Annotated in this window: 18 protein-coding genes; 10 read left to right on the plus strand and 8 right to left on the minus strand. The window is 61.5% G+C overall.

All coding sequences use genetic code 11. The annotated features are described in order from the left end of the window. Window positions 1–16 precede the first annotated feature (16 nt). Window positions 17–826, plus strand: a complete 810-nt coding sequence (locus tag D4A92_RS09915) for a RibD family protein (RefSeq protein ID WP_203019608.1) — start codon at window positions 17–19, stop codon at window positions 824–826. Here D4A92_RS09915 and D4A92_RS09920 read toward each other — a convergent pair. The 4 genes from D4A92_RS09920 to D4A92_RS09935 are packed head-to-tail and all read right to left on the minus strand — an operon-like array spanning window position 779 to window position 4,026. After that, entirely contained in the window at window positions 779–1,576 is a 798-nt protein-coding gene (locus D4A92_RS09920; protein ID WP_203019609.1) for a class I SAM-dependent methyltransferase, read from the minus strand. The two genes, D4A92_RS09915 and D4A92_RS09920, sit on opposite strands and share 48 nt — an antisense overlap. Beyond that, window positions 1,573–2,616 carry a glycosyltransferase family 4 protein gene (locus tag D4A92_RS09925; protein ID WP_203019611.1) on the minus strand — a complete coding sequence of 348 codons (1,044 nt, stop codon included), beginning with the start codon at window positions 2,614–2,616 and terminating at the stop codon, window positions 1,573–1,575. Before D4A92_RS09925 ends, D4A92_RS09920 begins: the two co-directional genes overlap by 4 nt. Continuing rightward, the gene (locus tag D4A92_RS09930; protein WP_006726340.1) at window positions 2,613–3,011 is read right to left on the minus strand and encodes a 6-pyruvoyl trahydropterin synthase family protein; all 399 of its coding nucleotides are present in this window, start codon (window positions 3,009–3,011) and stop codon (window positions 2,613–2,615) included. Before D4A92_RS09930 ends, D4A92_RS09925 begins: the two co-directional genes overlap by 4 nt. Window positions 3,012–3,024: 13 nt before the next feature. Then, window positions 3,025–4,026 carry a zinc-dependent alcohol dehydrogenase gene (locus D4A92_RS09935; protein ID WP_203019902.1) on the minus strand — a complete coding sequence of 334 codons (1,002 nt, stop codon included), beginning with the start codon at window positions 4,024–4,026 and terminating at the stop codon, window positions 3,025–3,027. A gap of 159 nt (window positions 4,027–4,185) precedes the next feature. On the opposite strand from D4A92_RS09935, the gene ribA reads away from it, so the two are divergent. The 3 genes from ribA to D4A92_RS09950 are packed head-to-tail and all read left to right on the plus strand — an operon-like array spanning window position 4,186 to window position 6,888. Further along, window positions 4,186–5,292 carry a GTP cyclohydrolase II RibA gene (gene ribA / locus D4A92_RS09940; RefSeq protein ID WP_203019613.1) on the plus strand — a complete coding sequence of 369 codons (1,107 nt, stop codon included), beginning with the start codon at window positions 4,186–4,188 and terminating at the stop codon, window positions 5,290–5,292. A gap of 28 nt (window positions 5,293–5,320) precedes the next feature. After that, window positions 5,321–6,133, plus strand: coding sequence for a CDP-alcohol phosphatidyltransferase family protein (locus tag D4A92_RS09945; RefSeq protein ID WP_203019615.1), 813 nt, complete (start codon window positions 5,321–5,323; stop codon window positions 6,131–6,133). Next, a complete protein-coding gene (locus D4A92_RS09950) occupies window positions 6,130–6,888 on the plus strand; it encodes an FkbM family methyltransferase (protein ID WP_203019617.1) in 759 nt (252 codons plus the stop codon). Before D4A92_RS09945 ends, D4A92_RS09950 begins: the two co-directional genes overlap by 4 nt. Before the next feature lie 8 nt (window positions 6,889–6,896). Here the strand turns inward: D4A92_RS09950 and D4A92_RS09955 are convergent, their stop codons facing one another. Next, on the minus strand, window positions 6,897–7,808 hold the full coding sequence (locus tag D4A92_RS09955) for a lysylphosphatidylglycerol synthase transmembrane domain-containing protein (protein ID WP_246754103.1): 912 nt from the start codon (window positions 7,806–7,808) through the stop codon (window positions 6,897–6,899). Between the two features lie 140 nt (window positions 7,809–7,948). Here D4A92_RS09955 and D4A92_RS09960 point away from each other — a divergent pair, with 140 nt between their 5' ends. Next, the gene (locus tag D4A92_RS09960) at window positions 7,949–9,553 is read left to right on the plus strand and encodes a sulfatase (RefSeq protein ID WP_246754061.1); all 1,605 of its coding nucleotides are present in this window, start codon (window positions 7,949–7,951) and stop codon (window positions 9,551–9,553) included. Between the two features lie 3 nt (window positions 9,554–9,556). Here the strand turns inward: D4A92_RS09960 and D4A92_RS09965 are convergent, their stop codons facing one another. Further along, window positions 9,557–10,480, minus strand: a complete 924-nt coding sequence (locus tag D4A92_RS09965) for a helix-turn-helix domain-containing protein (protein ID WP_425958138.1) — start codon at window positions 10,478–10,480, stop codon at window positions 9,557–9,559. A 102-nt stretch (window positions 10,481–10,582) separates the two neighbouring features. On the opposite strand from D4A92_RS09965, the gene pobA reads away from it, so the two are divergent. After that, window positions 10,583–11,755 carry a 4-hydroxybenzoate 3-monooxygenase gene (pobA, locus tag D4A92_RS09970; RefSeq protein WP_203019619.1) on the plus strand — a complete coding sequence of 391 codons (1,173 nt, stop codon included), beginning with the start codon at window positions 10,583–10,585 and terminating at the stop codon, window positions 11,753–11,755. Between the two features lie 207 nt (window positions 11,756–11,962). Further along, window positions 11,963–13,408, plus strand: coding sequence for an aldehyde dehydrogenase (locus D4A92_RS09975; protein WP_203019909.1), 1,446 nt, complete (start codon window positions 11,963–11,965; stop codon window positions 13,406–13,408). A 62-nt stretch (window positions 13,409–13,470) separates the two neighbouring features. On the opposite strand, the gene D4A92_RS09980 is transcribed toward D4A92_RS09975, so the two are convergent. Next, window positions 13,471–13,983 (minus strand): MarR family winged helix-turn-helix transcriptional regulator, encoded by a 513-nt coding sequence (locus D4A92_RS09980; protein ID WP_203019620.1) that lies wholly within the window; start codon window positions 13,981–13,983, stop codon window positions 13,471–13,473. A 165-nt stretch (window positions 13,984–14,148) separates the two neighbouring features. Between D4A92_RS09980 and D4A92_RS09985 the strand changes: the two genes are divergently transcribed. The 3 genes from D4A92_RS09985 to D4A92_RS09995 all read left to right on the plus strand — a co-directional run bounded on the left by D4A92_RS09985 (window position 14,149) and on the right by D4A92_RS09995 (window position 17,051). Continuing rightward, on the plus strand, window positions 14,149–15,705 hold the full coding sequence (locus tag D4A92_RS09985; protein WP_203019621.1) for an AMP-binding protein: 1,557 nt from the start codon (window positions 14,149–14,151) through the stop codon (window positions 15,703–15,705). A 48-nt stretch (window positions 15,706–15,753) separates the two neighbouring features. After that, window positions 15,754–16,581 (plus strand): p-hydroxycinnamoyl CoA hydratase/lyase, encoded by an 828-nt coding sequence (locus D4A92_RS09990; RefSeq protein WP_203019622.1) that lies wholly within the window; start codon window positions 15,754–15,756, stop codon window positions 16,579–16,581. A 278-nt stretch (window positions 16,582–16,859) separates the two neighbouring features. Next, the gene (locus D4A92_RS09995; protein WP_006726327.1) at window positions 16,860–17,051 is read left to right on the plus strand and encodes a CsbD family protein; all 192 of its coding nucleotides are present in this window, start codon (window positions 16,860–16,862) and stop codon (window positions 17,049–17,051) included. Window positions 17,052–17,174: 123 nt separating this feature from the next. Here D4A92_RS09995 and D4A92_RS10000 read toward each other — a convergent pair whose 3' ends face one another. Further along, window positions 17,175–18,911, minus strand: a complete 1,737-nt coding sequence (locus tag D4A92_RS10000; RefSeq protein ID WP_203019623.1) for an acetyl/propionyl/methylcrotonyl-CoA carboxylase subunit alpha — start codon at window positions 18,909–18,911, stop codon at window positions 17,175–17,177. Window positions 18,912–18,914: the final 3 nt, after the last annotated feature.

Genomic DNA, 18,914 nt, shown 5'->3' on the forward strand with positions numbered 1-18,914 from the left:
TCGGGACAGGACCTCGATGCGTAAGATCGACATGACGGACCAGCTTTGGGCGCGCCTTCTTGCCATGCGCGGCAGCGCAAGCCAGACCGGTGCGGACGAAGGCGATCCCGTCATGGCGCTGTACGCCCCGATTGCCGCAGCCGAGCGCAGCTTTGTGCTTGCGCAGGTCGGACAGTCGCTCGATGGCCGCGTGGCCACGCCATCAGGTGACGCACGCGACATTTCCGGAAGCGACGGCATCGCCCATCTTCATCGCTGTCGAGCGCTGGTCGAAGCCGTGATCGTCGGTGTAGGCACCGTCAAATGCGACGATCCGAGGCTTTCCGTCAGGGCCGTGAAAGGCCCCAATCCCGTCCGCGTTGTGATTGATTGTCGCGCGGAACTGACCGGCGACGAACGCCTGTTTCGCGACGGCGGCGCGCCAGTCATTCTCGTGCAGGGGCATGATGCGCCGGTCAAATCCCATGGAGCCGACGTGATCCGAGTTCACAGGGGCGAGGGTGGGCTTGATCCTCAGGACATTCTGGACGCACTCGCGGACCGCAGTCTGCGCCGCATTCTCGTCGAAGGCGGCGCACGCACGATTGCCCGCTTCATCGAAGCCGACCTTGTCGATCGCCTGCACGTCGCGATCGCGCCGCTGATCATTGGCTCGGGACCTGCCGGCATCGCGCTGCCGCCGATCGACAAGCTCTCAAGCGCTCACCGGCCGGCTGCCAAGGTCTATACCTTGGGCAGCGACATCCTGTTTGATTGCGATCTGAAAAACCCAGCTGTTTCAGTGTCGGGGGAGCGCGAGCATATCCGAGTGGCCGACCACGCATGAACTGCCGGCCTCTGCGATCTTTTCGAGCCTGAAACCCAGCCAGTCCCTGATTTGGACGTTTGTCAGAGAACCGATCTCCGAGAGCGGCTCTTCGAGCCCCTCCAAGAAAGCCGCCTGTAAGTCTCCGTCATCTGGGCCCATCACCCACGGGCTCGTCGCAACCGAAACGGTATAGCCCAAGCGCTCGAACGCTTGCTTCAGATGCGCGGTCGCATTTGGGCCGAGTGCCGGCCCAAAGCCCTTGTCGAAATGCTGGTGCCGATTGAAGTCATGGGCTACCTGTTCATCAAGCGGATGAGCAACCGACCATTCCATGATGCCGTCATAGTTCAGCGCGGCATAGAGCCCCGTATTGCTTGCTGAGAGTATCTCCGCAAAGTGATCGCAGAACTCTCCCGAGCAGAGATCGAAGAGAGCCGATGCCGTGACCACGCTCACCTCGGTCAGCGGCAGCGTGTCGATCTCGTTCAGATCTAACTGGCGAAACGAGACGTCCTGTTGATCTCCGATACGGCGTTCGGCTTCCGCCAGCAGCAGCGGGTCGTAGTCGAGCAACTGCCATTTAGAATGGGCCGGGAAGCGATGTGCCAGGCTCCGCCAGGTCGAGCCGGTGCCGCAGCCGATGTCGAGTATGTAGGAGCGCTCTATGCCGGCGAGATGCTGCGACAGATGCTCGACCAGCGACTTTGCCCGCGCCCTCATATCCACAGGTTCGCGCAGCGCCAGCCAGTCCTTGTTGAAGCCACTCATGAAATACCATCCAATGTGTTGGAGATGATTGCTGCCGTGTCAGCCCATGTTGGCAAGAGGCTGCCCGCTTGAAGGGCCGCCGCAGAGCGCGTCTCCCGTTCCTGCGAGCTTTGCAGCAGACGACGGAGCGCCTCTCCGAAAGCCGGCGCGTCATCGACCGGCACCAGTATGCCCGCGTCGGAAGGAACCACGTCTGGAACGGCGCCGGCGTGGCAGGCCACGATCGGAAGCCCGTGAGACAGCGCTTCTGCAAACACCATTCCATAGCCTTCATACCGGCTCGCAAGCGCAAAGATGTCCGCCGAGGCGAAGTGGACCTGTGGATCATCAACCTCGCCGCGCAACTGAACGCGGGCTTCCAGGCCCAGCGCTTCCACCTGTCGCGCCAACGCTTCGCTCATCGAAGGATCGAGGCTCTTGCTGCCAATGATCACGGCCTGCCAGTCGAGATCCTCGACCGATTTGAGAGCCCTCAGCAGCACGTCATGACCCTTGCGCCTGGTGAGCGTGCCGACCGAGAGGATCTGCGGGGCCGCATTAACGACGCGCCTTACGTCGCTCTTGTCGATGCCAGGCAGGGCGACCGTAATGCGGGAGGACGCGACCCCATAGTTGGATGCAAGCTCACGTGCCGTCATCGGCGAGGTGACGATCACATGCCGGGCTGCTGCCAGCGCATTCTGTTCGCTCTGGCGGAAGCGCTGCTGCTGCTCGTCCGGCAGCCCCGTTTCAAGCGCAAGCGGATGATGAACAAGAGCAATGATCCGGAGCCGTTCGGCATGGGCTCCCGCCCAGGCATCGAGGACGCCGAAGGCAAGGCCGTCGATCAGAACGAGCGTCCCGTCCGGTATCGACGACAGCGCAGTTTCTGCCCCTCGCAGCGTGTCTGCAGTGGGAAACGGAAAACCCTCGCCCAATGGCAGGAGTGTTATCTGCCAACCGAGTTTACGCAGTCCGTCGAGGACCTGGCGATCATAGCCATAACCGCCGGTCTTCAGCGAAAGATCGCCCGGATAGGCGAACACGAGGGAACGGTTCAAAGATCGGCCTCGTACCAGCCACGCGCTGCATGGGATTCGTGCAACATCACCTTCAGGCGGCAGATCCGGTGGCTGCCGGGACCGAGGCGCTTGTCGGACACAGCCTGCGCCAGCTGGTCGAAGATGTGTTTTGCAATGACTTCCGTCGTGCTGACCTTACCTTTGAAGACCGCAAGCTCGTCCAGGTTCTGGTAGTTCAAGGGCTTCAAGACCTCGGACAGAACGGTGGTCGCCGCGCCGATGTCGACGGCGAGGCCATCTTCGTCCACGTCCTTGGTGAAAAAGGCCGCATCGACAACGAAGGTTGCGCCATGCATCCCCTGTGCAGGCCCGAAAACCGGGCGCGGCAGGCTGTGGGCGATCATGATATGGTCTCGGACTTCAACAGCGAACATGAGATCTCTTTCGTCAGTAACGGATGCGATGACACAGGGTGTCCTGTGTGGAGAGGATACGAGCGTAGGCGTCTGGCAGTTCAAAAAAAGCGGTCTCGCCGGAGATAAGGCGCTCCAGACGAACGTCCAGAAGCAGCTCCAGCGCCTTGCTCATTCGCCGACGATAGGTCCAGCGAGCTCGGCGTGAGGACGGGATGCCGCCGACCTGCGAGCTGACGAGGGACAGGCGGCGGGAATGAAATGCGCCGCCCAGGGGAATGCTGACCATGCGGTCGCCATACCAGCTGGCTTCAACAATTCTTGCTTCAAAGCCCGCATGGGCGATGGCGTTTTCCAGTGCTGCCGGGGCTGCGCTGGCATTGATCAAGATGTCGAATTCCCCCTCGATCATGTCAGGTTCGGCAAATGTGAGGTCCAGATCGGAGGCGAGTTTGCGGCGCGTGGGGTCCTTGTCGATGAGGACAGTCTCTGTGCCGGCAATACGCGAGGCGAGATAGGCGACGAGTGTCCCGACAACGCCTGCGCCGAAGACGGCGACGCGGTCGCCCGGCTGCACCCCTGCATCCCACGTGATGTTGAGCGCAGTTTCCATATTGGCAGCAAGCACCGCCCGCCGCGGCGGCAGCGCCTCCGGTAACAGGGTGACTTGCTCGGATGGCAGGATGAAGCGGTCCTGGTGGGGATGGAGGGCAAAGACGTTGCGACCGACCAGGTCTGGTGGACCTTTCTCCACCTCGCCGACGGCTGCGTAGCCATATTTGACGGGAAAGGGAAACTGCCCCTCCATATGCGGTCCGCGCATGCGTTCGAACTCGCTTTCAGGGACCGCGCCCTTGAAAATCAGGGCCTCCGTTCCGCGGCTGATCCCGCTGTAAAGCGTCCGCACGAGCACTTTGTCCTGAGCAGGGATGCCGAGCGGCTCATGCCGTAGCCGGCAATTTTCCTTCGCCTCGAACCACAGCGCAGCCGCCGTATCTCCGGTGGATACGGATTGTTCATTTGCCCCAAGCTTCAAACTGCGTGTCCCCCACCCTAAATATGCAGACCAATGGAACGTATTGCCGAAGAAGACATTTTGTTCCGTAGCCGCCATCAAAATAAATTTATGGCGGATGCGCAAACCGTCGCTGAAACTCCGGCGTAATGGTTGCCACTGATAGGGAGAGTACGCCTCATGTCTAAGTCCAGCCAGTCCGCTTTCCAATTCTCAACCGCCGAAATCGAAGTAGAACGCGCCGTCGCCGAGCTGCGCTATGGCCGACCCGTGGTCGTCACGGAGGGGGAACGAAAGCTTGCTGTTCTGGCGCTCGACTGTGTGGCACCCTCGCTTTTCGATCAATTCGGGGCCGTTACCGAAAACCGCCATGGTCTCCTTCTGACTGCCCCTCGCGCCGGTCGCTTGGGGATCGGAGCCGAACACGATGTCATCACGCCGCTCGCCGGCCTGTCTTTCGATGATGCCTCGCGGCTGGCTTACACACTTGGTGCGGAAAAGCCTGCATTGTGGCAGCCGGCGGATGTTCTGGCGACAGAGACGACGGAACTCGCCCGCCTTGCGCTGTTGCTGCCGGCCATGGTTTTGGCGGATGTCACGACCATGACAGACCGGTTCGGCGGTTGCTGCGAGATCGCCTCCAGCCGTTTGAAAGGCGCAGATGCCGCCCGCCAGCGCTTCGACAAGGTCGTGCGCACCCGCGTTCCTTTGAAGGATCTCGGGGATGCCGATTTCGTCGTCTTCCGCGGTGGTCTGGCGCAGAAGGATCAGGTTGCGATTGTCGTCGGTAAGCCGGATGTCACGAAGACCGTGCCGATCCGTATTCACTCCTCCTGCATTACAGGTGATCTCTGCGGCTCCCTGAAATGCGATTGCGGCGACCAGCTGCGCAACGGTCTTGCTCTGCTGAAGCAGGCGGGCGGCGGCGTGCTGCTCTATCTCGACCAGGAAGGGCGCGGCACGGGCATTGGCGCCAAGATGCGCGCCTATGGCTATCAGCATCTCGGCCTCGACACGATCGATGCGGATGCCGAGCTCGGACTCACCGAAGACCATCGCCGCTATGAGGCGGCCGTTGCCATGTTGCGGCATTTGGAGATCTCGAAGGTTGCGGTCTACACCAACAACCCGACCAAGATTGCCGGCCTGAAGCTCGGCGGCATCGAAGTCGAGGCAAGGGCGCCGGTCACCGGTCGCGTCACGGCGGAAAACGAAAACTATCTGCGCACCAAGACCTTGCGCGCCGGCCACATGCTGGATCTGGAAACTCTGGTCGCGGCAGAATAAGCTCCAGGCGGGCAGGGAGGAGTGCAAGATGGCAAGCGAGCCTGACCGGCTTGGCGGCGATGGCTTCGGTCGACCATGGGCAGATGCTCAGCTCGATTGGGTCGCAATGCTGCGAGAGCGTCGCGGACTGCTGATGAACACGCTGGCCGGCCTCTCCGGCCTGCTTGTCGGCACATCGGTCGTCGCGGTGATCGTCTCCTTTCACCTGCCGCTTGGCTGGGATTTCGTGGCCTCGGTCATTCTCTCGCTCGCGCTGATGTTTGCGCTCGTGGTTTATGCTCTGCCCGATCACCCCCATCGCAAGTTCGGCCCGGCCAATCTCGTCACCGCATTTCGCGCTTGTCTCGTCAGCCTGACTGGCGCGACCGTGCTGTGTTTCGACAGTCTCGCCGCCACCGATACGGCACTCTGGACACTTGCCGGCGTGGTTCTGATCGCCTTGGCTCTCGATGGTGTCGATGGCTATCTCGCGCGCAGCTACGGACATGAATCGTCCTTCGGTGCCCGCTTCGATATGGAAGTCGATGCGCTTCTGATCCTGGTCTTGTCGATTGCTGCAGCCTTTCTGGAGAAGGCAGGGCTCTGGGTTCTGATGATCGGCCTTATGCGCTACGGTTTCGTGGCCGCAGGCTGGATGTTGCCGAAACTCAACGGCGAGCTTCTTCCCTCGTTCCGACGAAAGCTTGTCTGCGTGATCCAGATCTCGGCACTGTGCTTAATCCTTATCCCCTTCGTGACCGTTCCTTATTCCACCACCATTGCAGCGGTCGCACTTCTGGCGCTCGCCTATTCGTTCACGGTGGACGTGCTCTACCTGCTGCGGCGGCCCGTCACACCATGACCAGTCTCACCGAGCGTCTCTCGACATCATTCGGCCTCGCCCGCTCGCTTGTTGTTTACTACGGCCAGCCCTGGCGCAGATCGGCGTTGCGGCAATTCTATGCATCGATCGTCAAACCGGGTGAGCTCGTCTTCGACATCGGCGCCCATGTCGGCAGCCGCAGCAGCACCCTTTTGAAGCTCGGAGCGAAAGTCGTTGCCGTCGAGCCACAACCGGCTTTTGCGGACTTCATCGAACAGCGCTTTGTAGGCACTTTGACCGGCTTCGAACGGGTGGCCGTTGGCCGTAGCGCCGGGCAAAGCGATTTGCTGATTTCGAGCCGCCATCCGACGGTCACAAGCATTTCCAGCCGCTTCGTCGAGACGGTTAAGCAGAGCAAGGGTTTTTCGCAGGTCGTCTGGGACCGCAAGGTCACGGTACCCATGGTGACGCTTGACCATCTGGTCGGGAAATACGGTCTGCCGGCCTTTTGCAAGATCGACGTCGAGGGTGCAGAGGCAGAAATTCTCTACGGCCTTTCAAAGCCGATACCTCTGATCGCCTTCGAATACATTCCGGCCATGCCCTCCGTTGCGTCCAACGCGATCGATCGACTGATGGGCATTGGCAATTATCGCTTCAATCGTGTCGTCGGAGAGCAACATCGATTCGTGTCGGACCGCTGGAAGTCTGCAGACGAGCTGTTGGTCGAGCTGTCGCAAATGCCCCCTGAAGCGCAATCCGGCGATGTCTACGCCCGGATAGAGACCCGATGACAGGGCGTTCAGGCGCGACGCGGCTTCCCGCGGATGGCCTCGATCGACAGGATTGCGAGGCCCGGCAGCGCGCCGGCAAGAGAGAGACCGCCATAAACGATGCTCGCTGCGAGCCCCTGACCGTCTGTGGCGCCGAGCAGTGGCCAGAGCGCCATGGCAGCGGCTTCCCGTGTGCCCCAGCCTCCGAAGCCAGCTGGGATCAGCATGGCGATCAGACAGAGCGGAATGATCGTGAAAGCAGCGATCCAGGGCAGGGAGGCACCGACGGCATGGCTTGCAAGGAAAAAGGTTGCAACGTAGCTGCCGACGATCACGAGGCTCAGACCAGCCTGAATCGGAAGCGCGCCGCGGCGGATGAATACGCGCAACAGATCATCGCTGATATGGCTGGACCCCTGGTACCGGTGCTTCACGATGATCAGGGCCAAACAAACTGCGGCGGCAAAAAGCAGGAAGAAGGCCACCAAAAACAAGGCCTGACGCCCGGCATCCTCGCCTCCGAGAACAAGCTGCCAGGCGAAGAGGCCGGAAAGCGCCAGAACGAAAAACGCGGCCTGGCCGGAAAGACGCTCGAAGATCACGGCCTTGGCCGGTCCTTTCCAACCGCCGGCGCCGGCATTGCGCATGCGGTAGGCGCGCACGGCATCACCGGCGACACCGCCGGGAAGGCTCTGATTGAGAAGGCTCGCTACGTAATATTCGCTGATCGCGACGCTTGCCGGGAACGGTTCGCCGAGACGGCGCGCGGTAAAGCGCCAGCGCAGCGCGGAGACGATGATCTGGATCTGCACCAGAGCGAGACCAGCGATCACATGCGCGACGGAGATCTGCGAGAAGGCGTCTCCCAATGCGGTCAGATCCGTTCTGGACAGGAGGAATGCCAGGAGCGCGATCAACGCGACGGGAGCAAGGAAACGCATAAGGGGCAAGCGGCGGGGCTTTCGTCGAGGGTGAGTGGGCTTTTGCTGTCCTATACGCGGAAAGAGAGGCAGCGGACCTTCATGAATGCAAATCCTCTCGCACGCAATCGATCTGCTGGTCGCAACAGCGGAGCGATCACATGCTGACGTCGGCGCGCACGCTTAAGCCCTATATCGGCGCTGTTGTCGTGACGGTGATCGCCTGGTTTGCCTTCACCTTGCCGGACCGCCTCGATGCCATCACACCTCAGGCCTTCGCCCGCCTGCCGCTCGAATGGCCGCTGCTGCTGCTCCTGTTGCTTGCAGTCCCGCGCAGCCTGCGCCGGCCGATCGGATGTCTCTGCGGGCTGGTCCTGCTTCTTATCCTTTTCCTGAAGGTAGCAGACATCGGCACTCGGGAGGCCTTTCAGCGCCCATTCAATCCTTACCTCGATATCAAGATGATGGCGGACGGCTGGAATCTGTTCTCCGGAACGGTCGGAACGCTCGCCGCCTTTGCGGCTGTCGCAGCCGCCCTTGTCGGTCTGCTGGTCGTTCTTCTGCTGTTTCTATGGGCCGCAGCGCGATTGACGGAAATCCAACGCCCCGCACGCTCCTGGCTGGTTCTGTCGCTGGTGGCGATCACACTTTTCGGCGGGATTGCGTTCCTCCTGAATACCCCCCGTGTCGAGGCGCGCATGCCTTCTTACCTCAACAATCGACTGACGCTTGTCATCCGCTCCGTTCAGGACATGCATGTCTTCGAAACCGCTTTGTCCCGGGGAGAAGGGCCCCGCAACGGTGCCGGGCTCTTCGGACGCGTCAGGGACAAGGATTTCGTGCTGATCTTCGTGGAGTCCTATGGACGCTCGGCGGTAGAGGATCCACGATATGCCTCGATCACCCGACCACGCATGGAAAGCGTCCAGACCGAGATCGAACGCGCCAGACTTGCCTCTGCCAGTGCCTGGGTCACCGCTCCGACCGTTGGCGGGCTCAGCTGGCTGGCTCACGGAACGCTCCTCTCCGGCCTGTGGGTCGATAGTCAGGCGCGCTACGACCGCCTGATGATCAGCCAGCAACCGAGCCTCAACAGGCTGTTTGCCGAAGCCGGATGGAAGAGCATTGCCGTCATGCCGGCAATCACCATGGATTGGCCGGAAGCGGCCTATTATGGATATCGGCAGATCTTGGCGGCCGCCGACCTCGATTATCAGGGAAAGCCGTTCAACTGGGTCACGATGCCGGATCAGTATACCCTGTCAGCCTTCGAGCGGCTCGGCCGCGCTCCCGCCCGGGCTGCCGGCGAACGCGTGATGGCGGAAGTGGCGCTGATCTCCAGCCATGCCCCTTGGACACCCGTTGCCCGCCTCATCGACTGGGACGCCGTCGGCGATGGCTCGATCTTCAACGAACAGGCGGAAAGCGGCGACCCACCTCGGGTCGTCTGGGCCGATCCGGAGCGTGTGCGCGCGCAGTATATCCAGACGATCGACTATTCCCTTGAAACGCTCGGCAGCTACATGTCACGCTTTGGCGAAGACACCGTCTTCGTCATCCTCGGCGACCATCAGCCTGCGGCCATCATCACCGGTCCCAACGCATCGCGCGCCGTCCCCATCCATGTCGTGTCGGCTGATAGGGGCCTCGTTGCCCGCTTCGAACGGGAAGGTTTCCTCACCGGCATGCTCCCGGGGACACAGACCCGTGAGTGGCCGATGAACGAGATGCGGCAGGTTCTGATCGACCTCTTCAGCCAGCCTTGACGCCTAGGCCTTGTCTGCCCGGGATCCCAGTCGCAGCTGTTCCTGAGCGCGCCAGCTGGCAGGCGTCATCCCGGTCTGGCGGCTGAAGAAGCGGGAGAAATAAGCCGGATCGGAAAAGCCGAGGCGGAACGAGACTTCCTTGACGCTGCCGGGCGTGAAGAGCAGCTCTCGTTGCGCTTCCTCGATCAGGCGTCTCGCGACGAGCTCCTGCGTACCGAGACCTGTCTTGGCTTTCAGCACACGGTTCAGGTGGGTCGGAGTGATCCCCAGGGCATGGGCGTAGAACGAAGCCGGACGATGGTTGCGCACCTCCCGATGCAGCAGTGAGGAGAAGGCTTCGAGCCTTCGGTCGTTGTCATCAATCTCTTCGGTTTCGGTCCGATCCTGGGCAGCGAGCCGGGCGGCAAGTGCGAGAGCCGCGGCAAGACCTGTTTCCATCAGCACCGTGCGCCCCGTAAGCCGCCCCTGCCATTCGCTCGCGACCCTCAGCAAGTGGGCGAGGATCAACTGCCCCTCCGGATCCTGCGGGGCAAGCCGTGTCACGCTTGGTCTCGAAAGAAACTGGCCGAGCGCGCTCGGCTCGCCCGGTCGGACCGGCAGGCGACTGGCAAGAAAGGTAAAGACGTAGCCGTCGATTTCCGGCGAAAAGCGGAACCCGTGCCCGATAGCGGGCGGAACGGTGACGATCGAGATTGGTTCGAAACGGGCAATGTCCCCCTCGAAGACCGCATCGCCGGAGCCGCCTGTCACGAGCAGGATCTGAAAATAGCGTTCGTGTCTGTGCAGCCCGATTTCCCAGTGATGCAGTGCACTTCGGGCCGGAATCGTCTCGCAATGCACCCAGAAGCGCGATCCTGTCGGATCGTCCTCGCCGTAGAGCTCGTAGGTTGGGATCGAGGCCCGTATTGGCTGTTTGCGTTTCGTCATGTTCGATTTGTGCAACAAAAGACGCGATGCGTCCATTGTTGGCGACCGCGCTCGCCGTCAAAACTTGTCGAAAGACAAATTGGCAGCACCGTGGGAGGAAACATGCGAACCAAAGTCGTCATCATCGGATCAGGTCCGTCCGGCCTCTTGCTCGGCCAGCTTCTCACCAATGCAGGCATCGACAATGTCATCGTCGACCGCGTCGGCAAGGAACACATCCTGTCTCGCGTGCGGGCCGGGGTGCTCGAAGAAGGCACCGTCGGCCTTGTGGATCGCGCCGGCGTCGGCGAGCGCCTGCATCGGGAGGGTCTTCCGCATGACGGTTTCTCCCTTACGTTCGACGGCCGCGACCATCGTATCGACCTCTTCGATCTGACCGGTGGCAAGCGGGTCATGGTCTATGGCCAGACAGAGCTAACGCGCGATCTCATCGAGCGCCGCGAGCGCGATGGCGGTGTGGTGATCTACGATGCCGTCAATGTCGTTCCTTCCGGTTTCGACGGCGACCACCCGCATGTCACCTTCGAGAAGGATGGTGTCACGCAGCGCATCGATTGCGACTTCATCGCCGGATGTGACGGCTTCCATGGCGCGAGCCGCAAGGCAGTGCCGGAAGGTGCGATCAAGACCTTCGAAAAGATCTATCCCTTTGGCTGGCTGGGGATCCTCGCCGACGTGCCGCCGGTCAACCATGAACTCATCTATGCCAACCACCCGCGCGGTTTTGCGCTGTGCTCGATGCGCTCCGAAACCCGCAGCCGCTACTATGTTCAGTGCTCGCTCGACGACAAGGTCGAGATGTGGTCCGACGATCGCTTCTGGGACGAGCTGCGCCGTCGCCTGCCGGCCCATCACGCAGAGGTGATGGTGACAGGACCGAGCTTCGAAAAATCGATCGCGCCGCTGCGTTCCTTCGTCGTCGAGCCGATGCGTTTCGGACGGATGTTCCTCGTCGGCGATGCTGCGCATATCGTCCCGCCGACCGGCGCCAAGGGCCTGAACCTTGCCGCATCCGACGTGTACTACCTGATCGAGGGACTTCTCGAACATTACCAGGAGAAGTCCGATGCGGCGCTCGACGCCTACTCCGCGCGGGCTCTCAGCCGAGTCTGGAAAGCGGTTCGCTTCTCCTGGTCGATGACCACATTGCTGCACCGTTTTCCGGATACCGGAGATTTCGGCCAGAAAATCCAGGAAGCAGAACTCGACTACCTCACGCATTCGAGAGCAGCGTCCACGGCCATGGCGGAGAACTATGTCGGGCTGCCCTATTGACGTCCCGACCGGGCGGCACCACTTGTCAAAAAACAATTGTTTGCTAGACTTACAAAATAGAGCGGATCGGGGAGGTTGCCGGTCCGTTTAGGAATAACCTGCTCTCTGGAAGATCGAGACCTGATCGCAAGAGAGCAGGCGGGGCCGGCAGAAAACGACGGACCAATTTCTGAACCTGAAGATAATGGAGGAGGAAGATCCATGAATATGCATGTTTCGCTGTTGATCAATGGTGCCGAAAAGGCAGCCGCTGGCGGACGCACTTTTACCCGCATCAATCCTTTTACGCAGGAAGTCGCGACCACGGCCTCGGCCGCAAGCCTCGAGGATGCCAACGCAGCCGTAGATGCAGCTGCTGCAGCCTTTCCTGCCTGGTCGAAGACCGGCCCCGGTGAGCGCCGCAAGATCCTGCTCAAGGCTGCCGACATCATGGAATCGAAGACCGCCGAGTTCTCCGAACTCGTGGTCGCCGAAACCGGAGCCACCGGCCATTGGGGCGCCTTCAACGTGATGGTTGCTGCCAGCATGCTGCGCGAAGCCGCTTCCATGACCACCCAGATCTCGGGCGAAGTCATCCCGTCCAACAAGCCGGGTTCGCTGTCCATGGGCATGCGACAGGCCGTTGGCGTCTGCCTTGGCATCGCGCCGTGGAATGCGCCGATCATCCTCGGCACCCGCGCGGTCGCCATGCCGCTCGCGTGCGGCAACACCGTGATCCTGAAGGCATCGGAGCAGTGCCCTGGCACCCATCGTCTCATCGCTCAGTGCCTCGTTGAAGCCGGCCTTCCGACGGGCGCCATCAGCGTCATCACCAATGCGCCCGAGGATGCAGCCCAGATCGTCGAAGCCCTGATCACCAACCCGGCAGTCAAGCGCGTCAACTTCACCGGCTCCACCAAGGTCGGCAAGATCATCGGCGAACTGTGCGGTCGTCATCTGAAGCCGGCTCTTCTGGAGCTCGGAGGCAAGGCGCCGCTCGTCATCCTCGACGATGCCGATATCGACGCGGCCGTAAACGCTGCCGCCTTCGGTGCGTTTGCCAATATGGGTCAAATCTGCATGTCGACCGAACGCATCATCGTCGATGAGAAGATCGCCGACGAGTTCGTCTCCAAGCTCGCGGCCAAGGCCTCCAAGCTGCCGGCCGGTGACCCGAAGGGCCATGTCGTGCTTGGCTCGCTCATCAGCCTCGAATCCGCAAAGAAGATGGACGAGCTGATCGCAGACGCCGTCTCCAAGGGCGCGAAGCTCGTTGCCGGTGGCAAGCGGGAAGGCAGCGTCGTCGAAGCAACCTTGCTCGACAATGTCACCTCGGACATGCGGATGTATCAGGAAGAAAGCTTTGGCCCGGTCAAGCCGATCATCCGCGTGAAGGATGAGGAAGAAGCGATCCGCGTCGCCAACGACACCGAGTATGGTCTCTCCGGCGCCGTCTTCAGCCGCGACATCCGCCGTGCTCTGGCCGTTGCCGCGCGCATCGAGTCCGGCATTTGCCACATCAATGGCCCGACGGTCTTCGACGAGCCGCAGATGCCGTTCGGTGGCGTCAAGGGCAGTGGCTATGGTCGCTTCGGCGGCAAGGCCGCGATCTCCGAGTTCACGGAGCTGCGCTGGATCACCATCGAAGACCCGAACCAGCACTATCCCTTCTGATCTCCAAATAGAAACGGCCGCCCACGGGCGGCCGTTTCATGTTGTGCTACGCTCAAGACCGATCAGTCGGTCTGGCTGTTGCGTGGGATGATGTCGGCATAGACACGCTTCAAGCCTTCGATGAACTGCTCCAGCTCCTCGGGCGAAAACCGCGAGGTGAAGCGCAGCTCGTGCTGTTGCTGGATGTTGCGTGCCTGCTTCAAGACCTCAGCTCCCGCCTCGGTCAACAGCAGTTCCTGGCGCCGCCGATCGATGGGAGATGGCTGCCGTTCCAGAAGATCGCGGCTTTCCAGACGGTTCACCAATGCCATCATCGTGGCCCGGTCCATGCTGAGCTGGTTGGCGATGTCGATCTGGCTGACCCGCGGATTAGCAGCAATCAGTTCGAGGACGGCAAACTGTTTCTGCGTCAGCCCGATGTCGCCCATGGCGGCGGTGTAGTCCTGATAGATGGCGACATTCGCCATCCGCAAGTGAAAGCCGAGAATGTCGTCGAGGCGGCCTGTGCGTAATGGTGAGCCCACTTCGAAGACATCGTCGTCATTCGCGGGCTTCAGGTCATTGTGTCGAGTCATGGCTGCTCTTCCAATAATGCGGCATCTTAACTGCTGATTCATTCATGATCACTTTCGACTGCAACAGTCAAATTGCCGCTTGTCAAACATTTGGAGGTCAATTAGTATGTTTAGCATACAATTCGCCAAGGAGGCCCCTCAGGGGTGGCGATGAGGAGGACAAGCATGCAGCCTGAAATCAAGTCTGTTCTGGCAGTCAGGGGAGCAGTCGGCCTTGAGACGGACGATCCCGTCATCTACCGCGCCCAGGTAACGCCGGAGCGACCAGCGGTCTACGACGTTGCGACCGGCCGAACCCTGAATTATGCGGCATTGGATATCGCCGTGGCCCGCGCCGCATACCGCCTTCTGGAGATCGTTGGCGATCGTCCTGCCATGCAGCGTATCGCTTTTCTGGGGCGCAACTCCATCGAGCAGATCACCGTGTGCCTTGCATGTCAGCGTGCAGGCCTGGTCTTCGTGCCCTTGAACTGGCGCCTCGGCGCAGCGGAACTCGGCCAGATCATCGCCGATTGCGAGCCTTCGCTGCTGCTGCATGATGCAGAATTCGCTCCGGTCCTCGCCGAGATCTCTGCTGCAATGCCGCGTACCATTGCCGTTGAAGGCGAAGGTGGCTGGGCCGAGCTTGTCGCCACTGCACAGCGGGCGGCACCGGCCAGCATCGATGCGGATGCGCCCTGCATCATGCTCTACACCTCGGGGACTACGGGGAGCCCCAAGGGTGTGATCATCACACGCCGCAATGCCTTTGCCTCGGCCGTCAACTTCTCGCTCGTCGGTGAAGTCACCAGCCACTCCGTCACGCTGTGTGATCTGCCGTTTTTCCATACCATCGGTCTTGTTGCGATCGGACGCACGACGCTGATGATGGGCGGACGCCTGGTCATCTCCGATCGCTTCATTCCCGACCGCACCCTTTCCGTTCTGGGTGATCCCGCGCTCGGCATCACCCACTACTTCGCGGTTCCGCAAATGGCCGCGGCTCTTCGAAACGCTCCCGCTTGGGACCCGAAGGCTCTGAAGGCGCTGCAGGCAATCTTCATCGGCGGGGCGCCACTGTCGCCGGCGCTGATCGAGACCTTCCTCCAAGACGGCATTCCGCTCGTCAACGGCTATGGCATGAGCGAAGCCGGCACGACGATTCACGTACCGCTGGATCGTGATGCGGTCGCGCGGCATCCTGGAAGCGTCGGCTATCCCGCACCGCTTCTCGCCGTGCGGCTGGTCGGCGATGATGGTCAGGACGTCCCGGATGGCGAGGTCGGTGAGATCTGGGTGAAGGGTCCCTCGGTGACGCCGGGCTATTGGAACAATCCGGGCGAGACTGCCCGGGCTTTCGTTGGCGAATGGTATCGCACGGGGGATCTTGGCCGACGTGGTGAAGGGGGCGTCATCTACGTCCCGGACAGGCTCAAGGACATGTACATCTCCGGTGGGGAGAACGTCTTCCCAGCAGAGATCGAGGCCGTCATCGGCGCGCATCCCAAGGTCCGCGATGTTGCCGTGCTGGGACTGCCCGATCCGAAATGGGGCGAATGCGGCGTCGCCTTCATCGTTGCTCAGGCGGACTTGCCCTCTGCCGACGAAATCCTCGCCCATTGTGCCGATCGTCTGGCGTCCTACAAGCGCCCGGCCCGCATCGTCTTTCTCGACCAGATCCCGCGAACGGCATCCGGAAAGGCGCAGAAGCACATCCTGCGCCAGGCCCATGCCAACAGCTGAACACCTTCGACCGGGCCTATGCCCCAAGAAATGCCTCAAGGAGCCATCATGACTGAGACAAACACCACGCCAGAGCCGGTTCTGGTCGAATTCGACAACGGCATCGCCTTCGTGACCCTGAACCGTCCGGAAAAGCGCAATGCGATGAATCCGAAGCTCAACATCCGCATGCTGGAAGTGCTGGACGAATTGGAGGCCGATGATCGCTGCGGCGTTCTCGTTCTGCGTGGCGCTGGCCAGTCCTGGTCGGCCGGCATGGACTTGAAGGAATACTTCCGGGAGAACGACGGCAAGGGCCGTGCGGCTGTCCTCAAAAGCCGCCGTCAGTCTGGTGGCTGGTGGAACCGCCTGATGTATTTTGAAAAGCCGACCATCGCCATGGTCAACGGCTGGTGCTTCGGCGGCGCCTTCACGCCGCTCGTTTCCTGCGATCTCGCGATCGCCGCTGATGAAGCCACGTTTGGCCTTTCGGAAATCAACTGGGGCATCTTGCCGGGCGGCAATGTTACGCGCGCCGTTGCGGAAGTGATGAACCACCGGGACTCGCTCTATTACATCATGACCGGCGAGACCTTCGGTGGTCAGAAGGCGCGCGAGATGGGCCTCGTCAACGAATCCGTGCCGCTGGCTGATCTCGAGACCCGCGTCCGCGCGCTTTGTGCAAGCCTGCTCGAAAAGAACCCCGTGGTGCTCAAGGCTGCCAAGGACACGTTCAAGCGCGTGCGCAACATGCCCTGGGAGCAGGCCGATGACTACATCTACGCCAAGCTGGAACAGATGCTTTTCCTCGACAAGAGCAACGGCCGCGCCGAGGGCCTGAAGCAGTTCCTCGACGACAAGACCTATCGCCCCGGTCTCGGCGCCTACAAGCGCTAACTGTCGGGTTGAATGGATCAAACGAACCGGTGATGGGTGACCTCATCACCGGTTTTCTGTGTTCTGCGGACGCGCAGCAACAGGGGAGCCTCACACATTCGTGTTCCATGTGGCCCCATCCCGTCAGGGGTATTTGGCCTCAAGCATCGGAACGATTCTCGCCCTAAAGCATTGTAGGTGCAAGCGGATCGTCGAGCAGCGCGAGATGGACTTTCCCGGCAGAAATGACCGGGTAGCGAATTGAGAGCTGTGCGTTACCGCCAACAAGGAGAACGAAAATGGGTTCCACATCCGACAAGATTTCCGGCAAGACGAATGAACTCGTAGGCAAGGCCAAGCAGGCCGTCGGTGACGCCACCGACAACCACAGCCTGGAGGCCAAGGGCGCGGCTCAGGAAGCCAAGGGCCATGGCCAGCAGGTCAAGGGTGAAGCCAAGGACGCCGTGAAGAACGTCGTCGACAAGGCCTAAGTCTCATCGACTTCAGCGTTTGGCCCGCCATTGGCGGGCCTTTTGCTGTTTCAAGCGCAGTTTTTCAGATCAGATTGGCCGACACAGTTCGGCGAGCCCTACCAGCCCAAACGCATGGAGCACTTAGTCCAGATAGCGCGCGATTTCCTGCCCGGCAGCCAGATAGGCGCCTGCTTCGCTCTTGAAGCTGACACGCCCAGTGCGCGTCGCGATGACCTGGGTTTCCATCTTCATCGCTTCCATCACCGCAATCAGATCGCCGCTTTGCACCTCTACACCCTCCTCGACCTTGAACGCCTGCAACGTGCCCGAAATGGGCGCGCCAATACTCATGCTGTCTTCCGTCTTGCCGGATGAGGTTTCTGCACCGCCAGCCTGTCCGCCTGAGATATTGCCCAAGCCGGAGAGCAGCATGGCTGGGATCGCCAGTTCGTGCCTTCTGCCATCGATCTCGACATGGGTTCGGATCAGGGACGCATCTGAGACCGGCTCCGGACGGGAGGCGGCCGCAAGCGGCTCGGCGAAATCCGTCTCGATCCAGCGGGTGTGAACGCGGAAGCCTTCTTCTCCGGTGAAATCGCGGTGTTCCATGGCCGCGCGATGGAAGGGCAGGACGGTTGCAACGCCTTCGATCTTGAACTCGGCCAAGGCCCGGCGCGCGCGGGCTAGCGCCTGCTCGCGCGTCGAGCCGGTCACGATCAGCTTCGCCATGAGAGAATCGAAAGTCCCTGGGATGGTCGAGCCGCTGACGACGCCGGTGTCCAGGCGAACACCTGGACCCGAGGGCGGATCGAAACGGGTGATCGCACCCGGCGTCGGCAGGAAGCCGCGGCCGGGGTCTTCGGCATTAATGCGAAATTCGATCGAGTGGCCACGCGGGGCCGGCGTCTCCAGAACCTCGAGTGCCTTGCCTTCGGCAATGCGGAACTGCTCCACCACGAGATCGATGCCGGTAGTCTCTTCGGTCACCGGATGCTCGACCTGCAGCCGGGTGTTCACCTCGAGGAACGAGATGGTGCCGTCGACCCCGAGCAGAAACTCGACCGTACCAGCGCCCGAATAGCCGGCAGCTGCACAGATCTTCTTGGCAGCATCATGGATCGACTGGCGCTGTGCGTCGGTCAGGTAGGGTGCTGGCGCCTCTTCGACGAGCTTCTGGTTGCGCCGCTGCAGCGAGCAGTCACGGGTGCCGAGCACGAGCACATTGCCAAGTTTGTCGGCCAGAACCTGCGCCTCGATATGTCGCGGCCGGTAGAGGAAGCGCTCGAGGAAACACTCGCCGCGACCAAACGCGGCCTCCGCTTCGCGCACGGCCGAATGATAGAGCTCGGCGATCTCTTCCATTTTCCAGGCGACCTTGAGGCCGCGTCCCCCGCCGCCATGGGCGGCCTTGATCGCGACGGGAAGCCCATGCTGCTTGGCAAAAGCGACTACCTCTTCGGCGGTCTCGACCGGACCATCGCTGCCTGCTACCAGTGGAGCACCCACCGACTGTGCGATCCGCCGTGCCTCGACCTTGTCTCCGAGCGCCTCGATGACTTCAGGGTCCGGCCCAATCCAGGCAAGCCCCGCCTCCTGGACGGCGCGAGCAAACTCGGCGCGCTCGGACAGGAAGCCGTAGCCGGGATGGACCGCATCCGCCCCCGAGCGCTTCGCAATGTCGAGGAGCTTCTCGATGTCGAGATAAGTCTCGGCGGGACGGCTGCCGCCAAGGCCATAGGCCTCGTCTGCGAGCTTGACGAACACTGCATCCATGTCCGGATCGGCGTAGACGGCGACGGATTGGAGCCCGTAGTCGCGGCAGGCGCGGATGATGCGCACGGCAATCTCGCCGCGATTGGCAATCAGCACTTTTTTCATCGG

It is taken from the genome of Rhizobium rosettiformans (assembly GCF_016806065.1).
Lineage (GTDB): Bacteria > Pseudomonadota > Alphaproteobacteria > Rhizobiales > Rhizobiaceae > Allorhizobium.

Coding starts and splice junctions, on each gene's coding strand:
- D4A92_RS09955 (WP_246754103.1), bottom strand. CDS start 7,808: ATGCGTTTCCTTGCTCCCGTCGCGTTGATCGCGCTCCTGGCATTCCTC.
- D4A92_RS09915 (WP_203019608.1), top strand. CDS start 17: ATGCGTAAGATCGACATGACGGACCAGCTTTGGGCGCGCCTTCTTGCC.
- D4A92_RS09990 (WP_203019622.1), top strand. CDS start 15,754: ATGACTGAGACAAACACCACGCCAGAGCCGGTTCTGGTCGAATTCGAC.
- D4A92_RS09945 (WP_203019615.1), top strand. CDS start 5,321: ATGGCAAGCGAGCCTGACCGGCTTGGCGGCGATGGCTTCGGTCGACCA.
- pobA (WP_203019619.1), top strand. CDS start 10,583: ATGCGAACCAAAGTCGTCATCATCGGATCAGGTCCGTCCGGCCTCTTG.
- D4A92_RS09960 (WP_246754061.1), top strand. CDS start 7,949: ATGCTGACGTCGGCGCGCACGCTTAAGCCCTATATCGGCGCTGTTGTC.
- D4A92_RS09965 (WP_425958138.1), bottom strand. CDS start 10,480: ATGACGAAACGCAAACAGCCAATACGGGCCTCGATCCCAACCTACGAG.
- D4A92_RS09985 (WP_203019621.1), top strand. CDS start 14,149: ATGCAGCCTGAAATCAAGTCTGTTCTGGCAGTCAGGGGAGCAGTCGGC.
- D4A92_RS09950 (WP_203019617.1), top strand. CDS start 6,130: ATGACCAGTCTCACCGAGCGTCTCTCGACATCATTCGGCCTCGCCCGC.
- D4A92_RS09930 (WP_006726340.1), bottom strand. CDS start 3,011: ATGTTCGCTGTTGAAGTCCGAGACCATATCATGATCGCCCACAGCCTG.
- D4A92_RS10000 (WP_203019623.1), bottom strand. CDS start 18,911: ATGAAAAAAGTGCTGATTGCCAATCGCGGCGAGATTGCCGTGCGCATC.
- D4A92_RS09995 (WP_006726327.1), top strand. CDS start 16,860: ATGGGTTCCACATCCGACAAGATTTCCGGCAAGACGAATGAACTCGTA.
- D4A92_RS09920 (WP_203019609.1), bottom strand. CDS start 1,576: ATGAGTGGCTTCAACAAGGACTGGCTGGCGCTGCGCGAACCTGTGGAT.
- ribA (WP_203019613.1), top strand. CDS start 4,186: ATGTCTAAGTCCAGCCAGTCCGCTTTCCAATTCTCAACCGCCGAAATC.
- D4A92_RS09980 (WP_203019620.1), bottom strand. CDS start 13,983: ATGACTCGACACAATGACCTGAAGCCCGCGAATGACGACGATGTCTTC.
- D4A92_RS09975 (WP_203019909.1), top strand. CDS start 11,963: ATGCATGTTTCGCTGTTGATCAATGGTGCCGAAAAGGCAGCCGCTGGC.